Origin of the sequence: Virgibacillus doumboii (assembly GCF_902806455.1) — a bacterium.
GTDB lineage: Bacteria > Bacillota > Bacilli > Bacillales > Amphibacillaceae > Lentibacillus > Lentibacillus doumboii.
The window spans coordinates 2,496,413-2,510,090 of record NZ_CADCWQ010000001.1; the positions used below are offsets into that span (position 1 = coordinate 2,496,413).

Sequence of the window (13,678 nt, forward strand, 5' to 3'; positions counted from 1 at the left end):
GATTTCTCCCCTTATTTTACTTGGTTTTGATCAATAAATAGATAAAATATGGTGCACTGAGAATTGCTACAACAATTCCAACCGGTATTTCCGTTGGTGATAACAAATTCTTTCCAATTGTATCAGCCACCATTAAAAGCAGGGCACCAATCAGTGCAGAAATTGGAATGATGTATTGGTGCATCGGCCCGATAATTTTCCGTGCAACATGTGGTACGACAAGCCCCAGAAAGGCAATTGCCCCGCCGGCTGCAACACTGGCTCCTGCCAGGGCAACTGCAATAACAAGCAGTATACGCCGCTCTCTTTCTACTTTTGAGCCCAGTCCCGCAGCAATGTCGTCACCGAGCGTCAATACGTTCAGCGAATTTGCTTTCTGAAGGGCATATGGAACGAGAATAAGAATCCAGGGCAATAGAGCAAGCACAAAGGTCCAGCTGGCATTCCATATATCACCGGATAACCAGACAGTGGCCTGTCGAAAGTCTTGGGGATTCATTTTCAACTGAAGAATGACCAGTGCTGCACTGAATCCGGCATTGACACCAATCCCTACAAGTACTAACCGGATTGGATTAACTCCGTTTTTCCATGCCAGCGTATAAATTAAAAAGGCCGCAAACAGAGCCCCCAGCAAGGCAAACAATGGCATTATAAAGACAGAAAAATCTCCGGATAATGAATCCTGTATAAAGAAAATATATAATACAACCGCAAGTCCTGCTCCTGTATTAATTCCTAAAATACCTGGGTCTGCCAGGTCATTTTGTGTTACCCCCTGCAGGATTACTCCGGAAACCGCGAGCCCTGTACCAATTAATAATGCCAGAACAATACCCGGTAAACGGAAGTCAAATAACACAAGATTTTGCTTAGCTGTTCCCTGGCCAAGTAATGTATGTACTACATCAATTGGGGATATTTTAACAACCCCGGTACTCAATGTAATAAAGAACATGACACCTATCAACAGCAATAATAGAAAAATAATACTGGTAAATCTTCCGGTCTTCTTTTTGAATACCGCCTTCATTAATTACCACCCCCACTGCTGCCGCGGGCCAGGTACAGGAAGAATGGCACACCGATAAGTGAGGTAATTGCACCGACTGGTGTTTCGAATGGTGCATTAATCAGCCGTGCCAGAATATCTGACAAAACAAGTAAAAGTGCACCAAACAGGGCCGAGGCAGGAATGATCCAGCGATAATCGGTTCCCATAATAAAACGGGTCATATGTGGAACAATAAGCCCTAAAAAGCCGACCGCTCCCGCAACTGACACGGCCGCACCGGTCAATATCAGTACGGTGAGGATTCCCAATATTTTTATTAAGCTATTATTCTGGCCAAGACCCGCGGCAACATCTTCACCAAGATTAAGTACTGTAATTGATTTTGCAACCGTAAATGCAATGAATAAACCAATCCCGCCGGAAATAAGGAGAATCTGAATGGAGGTCCATGTTGTTCCCGAAAGTCCGCCGGCAAGCCAGAATCCAAGTTGTTTTTCCAACTGGAAATGGAGCGCAATCACGGAAGAAACCGAACTTAGTAATGTTCCAATTGCGACCCCGGCCAGTGCAAGTTTAACCGGTGTCAGGCCACTTGCAGAAAATGATCCAACCATAAAAACCAGCATTACCGCAAGACCGGCACCAATAAACGATGCAAATGTTATTCCCAGGTTGGAAGCAGCCGGAAAAAAAGCTAATGTAATTACCAGCGCAAATGCAGCACCATGGGTAACGCCCATTATTGACGGTGATGCCAAAGGGTTACGGGTCATTCCCTGCATGATTGCGCCTGATACCGCAAGAAATGCACCAACTAATGCTGCTGCAATTGATCGTGGCAAACGCAACTCCTGAATAATCTGATGAGAAGTTAGCTCACTATTAAAATGGAAAATTGCCTGCCACACAGTTGATAGATTGATATCCGCTACTCCAAGGCTAATTGAAAGTCCTATGGAAAAAGTTAATACAACTGCAATAAGTATTGATATCGTGAATTTTAAAAAACTTGAATGATGTATATTGGATAACATAACTTACTCCTATAGTACAATTTATGTCCTAACTTAAAATTATAAGTCTTCCCACTTCCTCCTGCAATGCTTTAAAAATTATTGACATTATAATTGAAAATGATTATCATTACCATTGATACCATAATTATAACATAAGAGGAGAACGTACATATGTTAAAAATGAAAAAATCCCGTTTCGTTTTACTGTGTTTATTAGTAGGATCAGTCCTAATTTTCACTGCCTGCAGTGGCGGCAACTCTGATTCATCATCATCTGATACTGACACAAAGGACAGCAGCCAAAAAACAGAAGTGACAATAGACAGCAAAATGGGTGAAGTTACAATTCCCGGTGATGCTGAACGTATCATTGCCCCATATCATGAGGATGCATTACTCGCTTTGGGTGTAACCCCTGTTGCAAAATGGGCAATCGGCAGCAGTATCCAGGATTACCTGGAAGATCAATTAAGCAATGTTCCAAAAGTCGAATGGAACCTTCCGCTTGAACAAGTGATGACATATCAACCTGATTTAATTATCCTGGAATCTGCAACCGACAGCTATGATGGATCTTACGAAGATTATCAAAAAATCGCAACAACATATGTAATGACGGAAGAAACTACAAATAACTGGCGGAAGCAAATTGAAACATTCGGTAAGTTGCTAGGTAAAGAAGATAAAGCTGAAGAACTCCTTGGTGAATATGACAATAAAGTATCCGACGCAAAAGATTCATTAAAGAAAGCTGCCGGTGACGAAACAGTAGCGATTATATGGACAAAAGGCAACGAATTCTTTTTGTTTGAAAAAGACCGTCATAGTGCAGAAGTTGTCTATTCGGAATTAGGATTAAACGCTCCAAAGCTCGTTAAAAATCTTGGCAATGCGCAGACACAATGGAACCCAATCTCAATGGAAAAGCTGTCCGAACTGAAGGCTGATCATGTATTCCTTCTTGGCACGGAAGGAGAACAAGGTCTTGAAACATTGAAAAATAGTGCTGTATGGCAAAGTACGCCGGCAGCGGAAAATGGAAATGTATATATTTTCAATGATCCAAGCTATTGGACCAATAAAGGCCTGATCGCTTCAGAAAAAACGATTGATTCCGTACTTGATACATTAACAAAATAACGCTATTCACTATTATAATCGTATATCGCTTGCAAAAGGTGGCATTATTTTTTTAAAAAAATAGTGCCACTTTTTTATGTTGGCATACGATTATAGGTATGAGAAGAGGTTGAGGGTCACTCATAACCTGAATGAGTGCCCTTCCCAGGAGAACATCAGTATATTCCAACCGCGTGGTTCAAAGCGCATTTCCCGACAGATTTAGTAAAATTTCAGTTCGCAGCATAGTTTAAGTCAACTGCGGAATAACAGCAACAACCTTTGCGAAAGAAGCCTAAATGAACAAAAAAAAGGACTTCTCCACTATGGAAAAGTCCCTCTCTTTCACTTATGGTAAAAATCCAAGTCCCAATCGGCCGAAGCCCAGGATCATCGTAAGAATAACAGCAATAACAAGCTGAATCCACCAGCTTTTTGTTGGTTCTTCTCGACCTGTTTTCAAACTAATCATTTCCATTGCAAAGATTACCCAGATACCTGCAAGAGCCTTGAAAATAGCCTCTCCCATTTGCGCGCCATTAAAATACGCTCCGAGTAGTGATCCGCCAGAATATAATATTAGTAAATAATCCAGGCGAAGTATCATTTGAACAATTTTAGCACCTTTTGCCTTGCCGGATTTATGCAGTACTACTGCTACAATAAACAGAATAAATGCCAGGGCCCACGCAGTAACGTGCAGATGTGTATTCATTTATGTTCCTCCTTCATGCGATAATACATAATAAAGCTATCATATCATGTACAACAAATAAATTCATTTGAAAATTGTTTGAACATTAATATGAAGGGAAAAACTTTTGGAGAACTGTTATAATGAATCTGTATTGTATTTTTCAATTTCGGAGGGATAGTATGGTTCAAAACAGTCAACAAATTATTGACCAGACACAGGAATATGGTGCGAAGAATTACCATCCGCTTCCTGTTGTTATATCAAAGGCGGAAGGTGTTTGGGTAGAGGATCCAGAAGGAAATCGCTACATGGATATGCTCAGTGCTTATTCTGCAGTGAATCAGGGTCACCGTCACCCAAAGATTATTGATGCCCTCAAGAATCAGGCAGATGCAGTAACACTAACCTCACGAGCGTTTCATAATGATCAGTTGGGTCCATGGTATGAAAAGATTTGTAAAATGACCAACAAAGAAGCAGCACTTCCAATGAATACCGGAGCCGAAGCTGTTGAAACAGCGATTAAAACAGCACGCCGCTGGGCATATGATGTTAAAGGTGTGGCAGAAGATAAAGCGGAAATCATCGCATGCGAAGGTAATTTCCACGGCCGGACAATGACAGCGGTTTCGTTATCATCTGAAGCTGAGTATAAACGCGGATTCGGTCCGATGCTTCCGGGAATCAAAGTTATCCCATATGGTGATATCGATGCATTAAAAGCGGCAATCAATGAAAATACAGCTGGGTTTCTTTTAGAGCCTCTCCAGGGTGAAGCGGGTATTGTTATGCCGCCTGAAGGTTTTCTGAAAGAGGCATACGACCTTTGCAAGAAAAATAACACCCTATTTATTGCCGATGAAATACAGGCAGGACTTGGCCGGACAGGAAAAATGTTCGCCTGTGACTGGGAAGATGTAACGCCGGATATTCTTATCCTTGGAAAAGCATTGGGCGGCGGTGTAATGCCGATCTCATGTATCGTTGCGAATAAAGACATTCTAGGTGTATTCAATCCGGGGTCACACGGTTCAACGTTTGGCGGAAATCCATTGGCATGTGCTGTTTCAGTAGCATCACTGGAAGTTTTGGAAGAAGAAAAACTGGCATCCCGTTCATTGGAGCTGGGAAACTATATGATGAGCGAGCTTAAGAAAATTGACAATCCACGAATTAAAGAAGTACGTGGAAAAGGCTTGTTTATCGGTGTGGAACTAACTGAGGCTGCACGTCCCTACTGTGAAAGATTAAAAGAAAAAGGACTGCTTTGTAAAGAAACACACGAAAACGTCATTCGCTTTGCCCCACCACTCATCATTGAAAAAGACGATCTCGAATGGGCTTTGAACCATATTAAAGAAGTACTGCAAGGCTGAATAAAGTCAGAGGTGCTCCCGCCATGGAAGCACCTCTGCTGTTTTTATAGAATTACCACATTCGCTCAGCCTTCCGTAATGGCTGCTTCTTTTTATACGTAAGGCTCCGCCACAGCCATTCAAGCGGACCAAATCGGTATTTTTTCAGCCACCATTTACTGCCAAGGATCTGCAGAATATAAACAATCACCACAATGCCCATCGCAGTAATTGGCCGAACTGATCCGTACAACCCGAAACCAACTCCGTAAAATAAAACAAAGGAAATTACCGATTGGCTGATGTAATTGGTTAATGACAACCGGCCAACATAAGTGAAAGGCATGAAGATTCTTTTCCCAATTTCACTCTGGAAAAGCAAGGTTATCGAAAATAGATAGAACAGTGCTGAGGCAGTTCCACCAACATTATCCTGAATATACGAAAACCAAATCGGATTCCCGTAAAGATGTGGACCCATTTTTAACACAATAAAAAATAATAAACTGATCCCCCATAGGACCCAAAGTTTTCGCTTATGTACATCAGGCTTGTGCAGCCACCTTTTCCGGGCGATGTACATTCCGAACAAAAATAACGGCAATAGTGTCATCAATAAAAGAATGCTCGAGAATACACCATTGGCATATAACCAGTCATTCATATTCTGGGTTAAAACAGCGAACAGGTCTCCACTTCCATAATTTCTTTTCACCTGGTTGATTAACGCTGAGTCATAACCACCCAAAAAAGCTCTCACATTATACAACAGGCTGGAATAATAGAAAACGTTCAACCCTAACATCAGAATTCCCCATACGATTAATGTTTTAGCACGACGGTGTACAAACAACAGGAAAAATAACCCAACAACGCCATAGGATAATAGAATATCACCATGCCAAATCAAAAAAGCATGCACCATTCCAAAGCCTATTAAAATGAAAAGTCTGCGGAACAAAAACGGAATAACATCGATGTTTTTTTCCACCAGACGCTCTTTTAAAATCTGCAGACCAAAACCAAAAAGAATCGAAAAAAGCGTATAGAAACTGGCCTGAAAGAAAATATCAATAAAAGCTTGTGTATATTGGTCGACAGTGGATGTCCATGCATCATCCTCCCCGCCGTACAAAAAGTACGGTGCTGAAAATGCCCCGATATTTACTACAAAAATACCCAATATGGCGAAACCGCGGGCAGCATCAATCCAGGTAAGCCGATCTGATCCCCTTAGTGGTGAAACATTACTCATCTTTTCACGAACCTTTCTTATTAGCTGTCTATTGTAGTATTCGACAATACGAAACGTCATCCTTCCGGGTTTCACAATTTTATCAATCGGCATAAACTAAATTGAAGGAGGATTTCGTATGCCGGCGAAGGTTGGGGCAGTTAAAGTAAGCAATATGGGTAATTCAAGCATCTTCAATATTGGAGATGTTTATTCCATGTGCCCGGAAAGTAACGCTAAAACGTATGCCGGCGGCGGGTCCTTTAACACTGGTGACGGTACGTATATCCGTCTTGGGGAATCTGTTACGAGTGTCAGGGACAGTGATGCAGCGGATCAAAATATCGTTTAATAATGGAGTGTTTTCAATGAACTTAACGATTCATCAGTCAATAGCGATTCATTTTATTAAAATAGGTGCAATATCGAATTCTTCGGTACTGCAAATCGGGAGCACCGGCAGTATACAGGCACAGTCCGACATCCATAATACTGGCGGGTATACCGAACCTGCCGAGCCGGCCGAGCCTGTTGGTGAGCCCTCCATTATTCGGTTGAAACAGCCCGAATGACAGCACAATCTAAGCAGGAATGCATATGCTGTGTATAGGTCTTTGCCTAATTTTAAGGAGGACGCTTATATGAACGGATGGAATAATTATTTCTATAACCTTTATCAGCGCATTGATGAACAGGACCGGACGATTCGCGATTTGGAATCAAGACTGCAGCAGCTTGAAAACATGAACAACCAGCAAAATCAGAAACCGGTTGAAAAAATCGAATATCATTTTGACCAGTTAAAAATAGAAAACCTCGAAGGAACACTCCATATCGGCTTATCTCCGGGTGACCTGAAAAACATAGATGATTTTTCCGTTCCAGATGCAGGTCAATCACCATTTAAGCAACAGTTATTATCCGATTTGAATGCCTATCTGCGGCAACATGGAGAAAAGCTCATTCATGATACTGCTGTGCGCCATCAGGTTTCTATGGAGAATATTGACCCTGCCATACTTATTGAAGATATGGCAAAACAACTCCCGGAACGAATTGCTTATTACGAAGCAGAGGCCAAGAAAAACAAACAGGATGTTAGCGATAAACAAGTAACACTTCAAATAAGTGATACGATCAAACGTGAAATTGACCACTCTTTAAATAAATACATGGAAGGGAATGATCCTGCTAATGATTATGGAAGTCCATAACTGGAATTTGCATGTCGCAAACGTTGAAATTGATGCTGTCACAGCGTCATCCGTCTTCTTAATTGGTGACAATGATGAATTTATTCTCTCTTCATTTTTTGATACTCCTCCTGAAGCAGCTGCACTCGGAACAATTGTGCCGTTGTCAGGGTGAATCTTCATGGAAAAAAGAACCGCATCTGTTAACAGAGTCCGGATTCACGGGGTAACATTCAGTGCAGTTTTTAATATTGGTGACACGAAATTTGCCCGCCCAAAATCAAGAGGGATTGCTGTACAAAAAGAAGGTGCTTCTTTCGTTGAAGACGACGATATTAATTTTGAAGAATACGCACTGTTTGACGAGAAAGCAAACTGGCCGAACACCAGGGATACTGTTCTGAAAAAAACGTTTCACCACTCCGATACATTACAGGTCGATAACGTTGATATTATCGGCGTCAGTCAAGCTGCAATTTTCCACATCGGCAGTATTGATGATGTTCGCAGTGAGGCAAGACTCAAACATTTCCGACTATATTTACCGGAATAAGTCCACACTAAAACTGTTGTATGTCATAAACTATCCTATACTATTTGCGGAAGGTGTTTTCATGCCATCAATTGTTGGTCCAATTAAAATAAATAGTGTTGGTGGCGGCGTTGTAAACTTTGGGGATTCATTTTATCTTGCTCCAAAGAGTACGTCCAAGACTGCCGCCGGATCAGGATCACTCAATACTGGCGACTTTATAAACACAAATAACGGTTTAAGTACTACTAATCCGATTGATCCTGATGTGAATGATCAAAATGTTGCTTCAAATGCATAGTTTAACAAATACGCATGTGATTTCCGACTGAAATCATGTGCGTATTTTTAATTATGAGTGAAATGTCTATAGGATTTTTCAATTTTTTGAAAAAATGATACCATACATTATAGAAAATTTAATAAGGAGGGTTACTTTGGAAGTTAAGGAAGGTTTTTTTCGTGGTATGAATGAGGCCAGACTTTTTTATCAGTCGTTCATACCGGAAACATCCCCCGAAGGAGCAGTAATTGTTGTACATGGGCTTGGTGATCATAGCGGGGGCATGCTCAACCTTTGTAATAAACTGGCAGATGCCAGTCTCATAGTTTATGCCTTTGATTTGCGTGGACACGGTAAAAGCTCCGGTACACGTGGGTATATTCGGAAATGGAATGAATACATAGAAGACTTGCACGCATTTAGGAATAAAGTAATTAACGAGATTCCTGAGCTACCATTGTATATTGTCTCGCATAGCCTTGGTGGTGTCATTGCCCTGGATTATTCATTGCATTACAGTCACGGAATATCCGGACTGATTGCGATTGCTCCGGCTATTTCGTATGAAACAAAATGGTCGGAAAAATTGCTTATTCAGCTGATGGGCAGATTTAAACCGGATTATGTAATTGAGGAACCAGGCAATCTTGATTTATTAACACAAGATCAAACAGAACAGAGCAGATTGGAATCTGACGAATTGCGGCACAATATGGTAACCCCAGGCTTAGGCCGTGGTTTACTGCAAACCATACCACGGCTTATGAACAAGGCTCATTCAATCCAATTGCCGTTCTTATTGCAGTTTGGTCTTGATGATGAGATGACGCCACCCTGGAAGCTGCGCGAATTTTACAACTCAATCGGTTCAGAAGAAAAACAGAAATATGAATACGATGCACTCCGACACCGTCCATTTGATGATTCAGGTCGAGAGCAATTCTTTTCAGACATGACTGGTTGGCTGGAGCGGCAGACGGAAAAAGTTAAAAAATGATCCTGGAGTTCCAGGATCATTTTTATCTATGGTCACTCTATTCAAATTCCGATTGATCAACAAAAAATAATTGCACAACGTACAGGAGCAAACACACTGCCATTGCCATTGAACCCCAACCGAGCGTTTTTTGTTCAACTTGGAGATAGTTATTGCATAGTTGACTGTCAGCCCCAATATACAGCCATGCCATGATAGCCAGCATAATGATAAAAAACAGGTAGACTATGTTTCTGCCAATCTTTCCAAGCTTTTTCCAGCTGTCACGGAGCGGGACTCCAACCAAAAATGGCAAACTGATAAATTTAAATAACTCGACTAACTGAATGGTAATTGCTTCATCCATTGCTCTTGGAATCATCCAGTAACTCCAAACAACAACAACTAACAGGATTCCTGGAATGCCATTATGATTCCATTTGTAAAAAAATTGCGGAAACCGAATTTGAAAAAAACGTGCCATTAAAAAGCCGGATATGACCAGAAGCGGCATTTGCATATGCATATGAACAATCATAATTGATTCCAGTAAATTGGAAACGGGCGGAAGGATGAGGAATATAAACAGCAATAACCCGTAAAATGCTTGTTTCATTGTTTATGAACCCTCCCCGCTTTCAAGGATTGTATTCACCCTGTCAGCAGCTTCATCGATGAGGGTGTAATCCATAACTTCCAATAAATGTCCCGATTTTCCAATTACATAGAATGCACTGTTATGCGTAAAATTACCATTTCCATCAGGGATGACAATTACACCGAGTTTATCCAGTAATGATTCCAGTTCATCCTTATCATTGATTCTGGCCATCCGCCATGTCTCACCGTCGCTGTTAAAATAACCCCTGTATTTTGCCAAAGTTTCAGGATCATCCCGCTCCGGATCAAAGCTGATACTGAGAAATACAATTTCCTCACCGATATATTTGTCCGGTATTTGTTTATAAACCTCAGCCATATTCATTTCCAATTGGGGACATACGGTAGTACAGCTCGTATACATAAACGTTATGAATACATATCGTCCATCGGCAAATTCATCAAATGTATATGTTCGTTCCTTGCTGTCCTCCAATGTTACCGGAGGAAATTCAGGCTGAGTTTGCACGATTTCTAACGTCCGTGCACTTTCTGCAGTAAAAGCGCGAAATCCGTCTGTACCGGTATAGAACAGGCCAAATCCAAAAATAATTACAACTATTATTGAAATTGCAGTATGCCGGTTTTTGACCATTACGATCACACCCCAGTAGTATTTTTATAGAAAGGCTTTTTTCTAAATGATTAGGACTGCAGTTACCTGTCCCACTGAAAAAATTTGTTGTTTTTGACACAAAAGACATAAACTGCAAAACAGTATTTTTTTAGCGGGGCTCTCTAATCACGAAGATTGAATATATTCGATCTCAGGCTTGATGAACCACTTTTTATCGATTATTTCGCTCTCTTTTGCCCTTCATAAGCTTGATGAACCACTTTTTGCCGATGATTCCGCCCTCTTTTGTGCTTCATAAGCTTGATGAACCACTTTTTGTCGATGATTCCGCCCTCTTTTGCTCTTCATAAGCTTGATGAACCACTTTTCATTAATGATTCTGTTTTCTTTTACTCTTCATAATCCTGTCTTTCCCGAAGGAGTGCCACATCTCGGAGAAGACTTGTAACATAACGAGCACCAAAGTGTATTTCCGGAGCGGTGTTCTAGCACCCATACTAATTCGCGGTTTACGGTTACTGCAATGGTTAAAGAGCAACAAATATAACGAAAAGAGCTATTGGAAAGAGATAGCCCATAAACGAACTATCTCTTTATGATTCATGACTTAGATTAAGCACCCGCGACTAATCGAACACACTCACTTTCAATCTACCACGTCTTAATCGGTGGTGATCCTGGAGGTCCGTTAACGACAAAGTCTACGATTGGCACAACGTAAGCCATGGCTACTACCATCAGCATTAATACGATCCACAGACTCCAGCGCTCGGTCCAGATTGGTGTCTGCTCGGCGTCATCTTCCACTTCACCGATAGGGAATTCCGAATCACCTTTTGGTGCAAAGAACATCATATTGAATACGGCATAAACCTGGATGATAACACCCAAGAGCAGTAATGTTGCCCCGAATCCCATTACATATTCGTATGGCACCCAGCTCAGTGCCGTCGGATGATCCCCGTAAGTTGTAAACGAGGTCCGGCGCGGGTCTCCAAGTAATCCTACCAAATGCTGTGAACCTGACATCAGAATCATCCCGACTGTCCAGATGATTGTCTGAATAATACCTAATTTATTCATTTGCGGTGTCAGCTTACGTTTCGATATATACGGAACGAGCCAATAACAAATCCCGAAGAACGTCAGTACGGCTGTCACACCTACTGTTATATGAAAATGACCGACAACCCACATCGTATTATGAATAACCTGGTTCATCTGGTTACTTGTATTAATTAATCCGCCTGCACCACCAGGGATGAAGGCAATCATAGCAATCATCGGTGCCAGGAAGCGAACATCACCCCATGGCAATTTGGTAAACCAGCCGAACAATCCTTTTCCGCCTTGTTTGCGGCCTGCCCGTTCAAACACTGCAAACATTGCAAATGCAGTCATTAAAGAAGGAAAGGCAATTGAAATACTCATGAATACGTGGAGGAATTTAACTGTTTCAGAGATTCCCGGGTCAATAATCTGATGATGGAATCCGCCTGGGATATTTAAAATTACCAGCAGGATGACAACAACTCTGGCCAATTTATCACTGAAAATTCTTCCTCCGATAATTTTTGGTACGGCAATATACCATGCTGACGTTGCGATAATATACCAGACGTTAACCAATGTGTGTCCAAAACTCCAGAACAATGTTCGGCTTACCATGACATTAACCGTTTCTTTCCAGCCCATTGACCATGGGATAAGTGTCAGCACTTCATACGTTACACCAAGGCTTCCGAAAAACCAGAGAATAAACACACCCATTGTAAAGAATGCAAATAATGGTGTTACCTCACCTTTATGATTTTTCCGCCAGTGGGTGTAATTAATAAATACACCGAATGCACATGACCAAATCCCAAGTACAACAAACACCAATCCGATATAAAACACTGGTGATGCTGCCAATGGCGGATAGAATGTATACAGGACAGATGCTTCATTCATCAGGATTGTCGTAACAACAAGCGCAACCCCGAATAATATCAGTCCTAATCCTGTCCATGCCATTTTCCGCACCTTGGGAAGCAATCCACCCATTGTATGGGAAAACCCTGCATATAAATAACCAATCGAAAATGCAGCCGTAAATATAAGAATTAATAAAATACCGTGAGCTGTCAAAACCTGATAATAGTTCAACCATGCAGGCAGCTGCAGCAGCCCTGCCCGTTCAAGTCCCTGTACCAGCCCTAAAAACCCGCCAATAAGCAACGTAATAAATGCAACTGACAAATACGCTTTTGACAGTTTCGCATCCTTTGGGTTTACCCCCAAAGCTTTCTTCGGGTCATCACGGATTATTTCCGTTAATGAATTTGCCATTATCTTCACTCCTTACTTCACTGTAATCGTTGTTGACATCAGTTGATGCCCTGTACCGCAATATTCATTACATAACACCAGGTAATTTCCGGGTTCATCAAATGTGTGGGTGATTTCCTGGATATGTCCCGGCATTACCATCGCATTGATGTTTGTTCCGGCTACCTGAAATCCATGTGTAACGTCTTTGGATGTCATAATAAACGTGACTTCTGCCCCGGCCGGAACCTCGATATTACTTGGATTAAAGCCGAATGCCTGCATGGTCATCACTACTTCATACCTGTTTTCACCAACCTCTTTTACACCGGGGTCAGTAAATGGAGCTGTCTGATCTACCTTCTGTGGATCGATCGTTTCCTTATGACTTGGTGGCCCCATTCCAAGTGCAAATGCCTGATAACCAACTACAACCATAAAAACAACTAATATACCAGCACTTAATGCAAGCCAAATCTCTTCCAAACGATGCATGTGTTATTCCCTCCTCTTAAACTCGTTCCATGTATAGCCAAAACACGCCAATCCACATTACGACAATAATAGCTGCCACAACCAAAACTGACGCAAATGTTCCCTTTAGCGACTTTTCATCATTTGAATCTTTTGGAGTATTCGTTTTTACTGAACCCATCACAGTTCCCTCCTTAATCTATCTTTCATCTATATATTATTTTTGAATGGGCCCTT

Annotated in this window: 18 protein-coding genes; 9 read left to right on the forward strand and 9 right to left on the reverse strand. The window is 41.4% G+C overall.

The genetic code is table 11. The features are described from left to right. Positions 1-16: 16 nt before the first annotated feature. Both G6R02_RS12245 and G6R02_RS12250 read right to left on the reverse strand, forming a co-directional pair. The gene (locus G6R02_RS12245; RefSeq protein ID WP_164669525.1) at positions 17-1,033 is read right to left on the reverse strand and encodes a FecCD family ABC transporter permease; all 1,017 of its coding nucleotides are present in this window, start codon (positions 1,031-1,033) and stop codon (positions 17-19) included. After that, complete coding sequence (locus G6R02_RS12250; RefSeq protein WP_164669526.1) at positions 1,033-2,049, reverse strand: FecCD family ABC transporter permease; 1,017 nt, start codon at positions 2,047-2,049, stop codon at positions 1,033-1,035. The genes G6R02_RS12245 and G6R02_RS12250 overlap by 1 nt, the downstream gene beginning before the upstream one ends. Positions 2,050-2,202: 153 nt before the next feature. Here G6R02_RS12250 and G6R02_RS12255 point away from each other — a divergent pair, with 153 nt between their 5' ends. Further along, positions 2,203-3,171 (forward strand): iron-hydroxamate ABC transporter substrate-binding protein, encoded by a 969-nt coding sequence (locus tag G6R02_RS12255; protein ID WP_164669527.1) that lies wholly within the window; start codon positions 2,203-2,205, stop codon positions 3,169-3,171. Between the two features lie 328 nt (positions 3,172-3,499). Here G6R02_RS12255 and G6R02_RS12260 read toward each other — a convergent pair whose 3' ends face one another. Beyond that, the gene (locus G6R02_RS12260) at positions 3,500-3,865 is read right to left on the reverse strand and encodes a YisL family protein (protein WP_164669528.1); all 366 of its coding nucleotides are present in this window, start codon (positions 3,863-3,865) and stop codon (positions 3,500-3,502) included. 161 nt (positions 3,866-4,026) lie between these two features. Here G6R02_RS12260 and G6R02_RS12265 point away from each other — a divergent pair, with 161 nt between their 5' ends. After that, a complete protein-coding gene (locus tag G6R02_RS12265; RefSeq protein WP_164669529.1) occupies positions 4,027-5,223 on the forward strand; it encodes an ornithine--oxo-acid transaminase in 1,197 nt (398 codons plus the stop codon). 52 nt (positions 5,224-5,275) lie between these two features. Here G6R02_RS12265 and G6R02_RS12270 read toward each other — a convergent pair whose 3' ends face one another. Continuing rightward, positions 5,276-6,517, reverse strand: a complete 1,242-nt coding sequence (locus G6R02_RS12270) for a DUF418 domain-containing protein (RefSeq protein ID WP_343032916.1) — start codon at positions 6,515-6,517, stop codon at positions 5,276-5,278. Between the two features lie 58 nt (positions 6,518-6,575). Between G6R02_RS12270 and G6R02_RS12275 the strand changes: the two genes are divergently transcribed. The 7 genes from G6R02_RS12275 (at position 6,576) to G6R02_RS12305 (ending at position 9,441) form a co-directional block, all read left to right on the forward strand. Then, on the forward strand, positions 6,576-6,788 hold the full coding sequence (locus tag G6R02_RS12275) for a spore germination protein (protein WP_164669530.1): 213 nt from the start codon (positions 6,576-6,578) through the stop codon (positions 6,786-6,788). A gap of 16 nt (positions 6,789-6,804) precedes the next feature. Beyond that, positions 6,805-7,008, forward strand: a complete 204-nt coding sequence (locus G6R02_RS12280) for a spore germination protein GerPB (RefSeq protein ID WP_164669531.1) — start codon at positions 6,805-6,807, stop codon at positions 7,006-7,008. Between the two features lie 69 nt (positions 7,009-7,077). Next, a complete protein-coding gene (gene gerPC, locus G6R02_RS12285) occupies positions 7,078-7,650 on the forward strand; it encodes a spore germination protein GerPC (RefSeq protein ID WP_164669532.1) in 573 nt (190 codons plus the stop codon). After that, positions 7,631-7,804 carry a spore gernimation protein GerPD gene (locus G6R02_RS12290; RefSeq protein ID WP_164669533.1) on the forward strand — a complete coding sequence of 58 codons (174 nt, stop codon included), beginning with the start codon at positions 7,631-7,633 and terminating at the stop codon, positions 7,802-7,804. The genes gerPC and G6R02_RS12290 overlap by 20 nt, the downstream gene beginning before the upstream one ends. A gap of 6 nt (positions 7,805-7,810) precedes the next feature. After that, the gene (locus G6R02_RS12295) at positions 7,811-8,182 is read left to right on the forward strand and encodes a spore germination protein GerPE (protein WP_164669534.1); all 372 of its coding nucleotides are present in this window, start codon (positions 7,811-7,813) and stop codon (positions 8,180-8,182) included. 61 nt (positions 8,183-8,243) lie between these two features. Next, entirely contained in the window at positions 8,244-8,462 is a 219-nt protein-coding gene (locus G6R02_RS12300; protein ID WP_164669535.1) for a spore germination protein, read from the forward strand. Between the two features lie 136 nt (positions 8,463-8,598). Further along, complete coding sequence (locus G6R02_RS12305; protein WP_164669536.1) at positions 8,599-9,441, forward strand: alpha/beta hydrolase; 843 nt, start codon at positions 8,599-8,601, stop codon at positions 9,439-9,441. 37 nt (positions 9,442-9,478) lie between these two features. Here the strand turns inward: G6R02_RS12305 and G6R02_RS12310 are convergent, their stop codons facing one another. From G6R02_RS12310 to G6R02_RS12330, 5 genes are all read right to left on the reverse strand, one after another. Next, positions 9,479-10,036, reverse strand: coding sequence for a hypothetical protein (locus G6R02_RS12310; protein WP_164669537.1), 558 nt, complete (start codon positions 10,034-10,036; stop codon positions 9,479-9,481). Positions 10,037-10,039: 3 nt separating this feature from the next. Beyond that, entirely contained in the window at positions 10,040-10,675 is a 636-nt protein-coding gene (locus G6R02_RS12315; RefSeq protein WP_164669538.1) for an SCO family protein, read from the reverse strand. A gap of 633 nt (positions 10,676-11,308) precedes the next feature. Then, complete coding sequence (locus tag G6R02_RS12320) at positions 11,309-12,988, reverse strand: cbb3-type cytochrome c oxidase subunit I (protein WP_164669539.1); 1,680 nt, start codon at positions 12,986-12,988, stop codon at positions 11,309-11,311. Between the two features lie 12 nt (positions 12,989-13,000). Then, positions 13,001-13,462 carry a cytochrome c oxidase subunit II gene (locus tag G6R02_RS12325; RefSeq protein WP_164669540.1) on the reverse strand — a complete coding sequence of 154 codons (462 nt, stop codon included), beginning with the start codon at positions 13,460-13,462 and terminating at the stop codon, positions 13,001-13,003. Positions 13,463-13,478: 16 nt separating this feature from the next. Then, positions 13,479-13,622 carry a cytochrome c oxidase subunit 2A gene (locus G6R02_RS12330; protein WP_164669541.1) on the reverse strand — a complete coding sequence of 48 codons (144 nt, stop codon included), beginning with the start codon at positions 13,620-13,622 and terminating at the stop codon, positions 13,479-13,481. Positions 13,623-13,678: the final 56 nt, after the last annotated feature.

Bases quoted from the DNA above. Each gene is read 5' to 3' on its own strand.
- G6R02_RS12245 (WP_164669525.1), bottom strand. From the start codon at position 1,033: ATGAAGGCGGTATTCAAAAAGAAGACCGGAAGATTTACCAGTATTATT.
- G6R02_RS12250 (WP_164669526.1), bottom strand. From the start codon at position 2,049: ATGTTATCCAATATACATCATTCAAGTTTTTTAAAATTCACGATATCA.
- G6R02_RS12255 (WP_164669527.1), top strand. From the start codon at position 2,203: ATGTTAAAAATGAAAAAATCCCGTTTCGTTTTACTGTGTTTATTAGTA.
- G6R02_RS12260 (WP_164669528.1), bottom strand. From the start codon at position 3,865: ATGAATACACATCTGCACGTTACTGCGTGGGCCCTGGCATTTATTCTG.
- G6R02_RS12265 (WP_164669529.1), top strand. From the start codon at position 4,027: ATGGTTCAAAACAGTCAACAAATTATTGACCAGACACAGGAATATGGT.
- G6R02_RS12270 (WP_343032916.1), bottom strand. From the start codon at position 6,517: ATGACGTTTCGTATTGTCGAATACTACAATAGACAGCTAATAAGAAAG.
- G6R02_RS12275 (WP_164669530.1), top strand. From the start codon at position 6,576: ATGCCGGCGAAGGTTGGGGCAGTTAAAGTAAGCAATATGGGTAATTCA.
- G6R02_RS12280 (WP_164669531.1), top strand. From the start codon at position 6,805: ATGAACTTAACGATTCATCAGTCAATAGCGATTCATTTTATTAAAATA.
- gerPC (WP_164669532.1), top strand. From the start codon at position 7,078: ATGAACGGATGGAATAATTATTTCTATAACCTTTATCAGCGCATTGAT.
- G6R02_RS12290 (WP_164669533.1), top strand. From the start codon at position 7,631: ATGATTATGGAAGTCCATAACTGGAATTTGCATGTCGCAAACGTTGAA.
- G6R02_RS12295 (WP_164669534.1), top strand. From the start codon at position 7,811: ATGGAAAAAAGAACCGCATCTGTTAACAGAGTCCGGATTCACGGGGTA.
- G6R02_RS12300 (WP_164669535.1), top strand. From the start codon at position 8,244: ATGCCATCAATTGTTGGTCCAATTAAAATAAATAGTGTTGGTGGCGGC.
- G6R02_RS12310 (WP_164669537.1), bottom strand. From the start codon at position 10,036: ATGAAACAAGCATTTTACGGGTTATTGCTGTTTATATTCCTCATCCTT.
- G6R02_RS12315 (WP_164669538.1), bottom strand. From the start codon at position 10,675: ATGGTCAAAAACCGGCATACTGCAATTTCAATAATAGTTGTAATTATT.
- G6R02_RS12320 (WP_164669539.1), bottom strand. From the start codon at position 12,988: ATGGCAAATTCATTAACGGAAATAATCCGTGATGACCCGAAGAAAGCT.
- G6R02_RS12325 (WP_164669540.1), bottom strand. From the start codon at position 13,462: ATGCATCGTTTGGAAGAGATTTGGCTTGCATTAAGTGCTGGTATATTA.
- G6R02_RS12330 (WP_164669541.1), bottom strand. From the start codon at position 13,622: ATGGGTTCAGTAAAAACGAATACTCCAAAAGATTCAAATGATGAAAAG.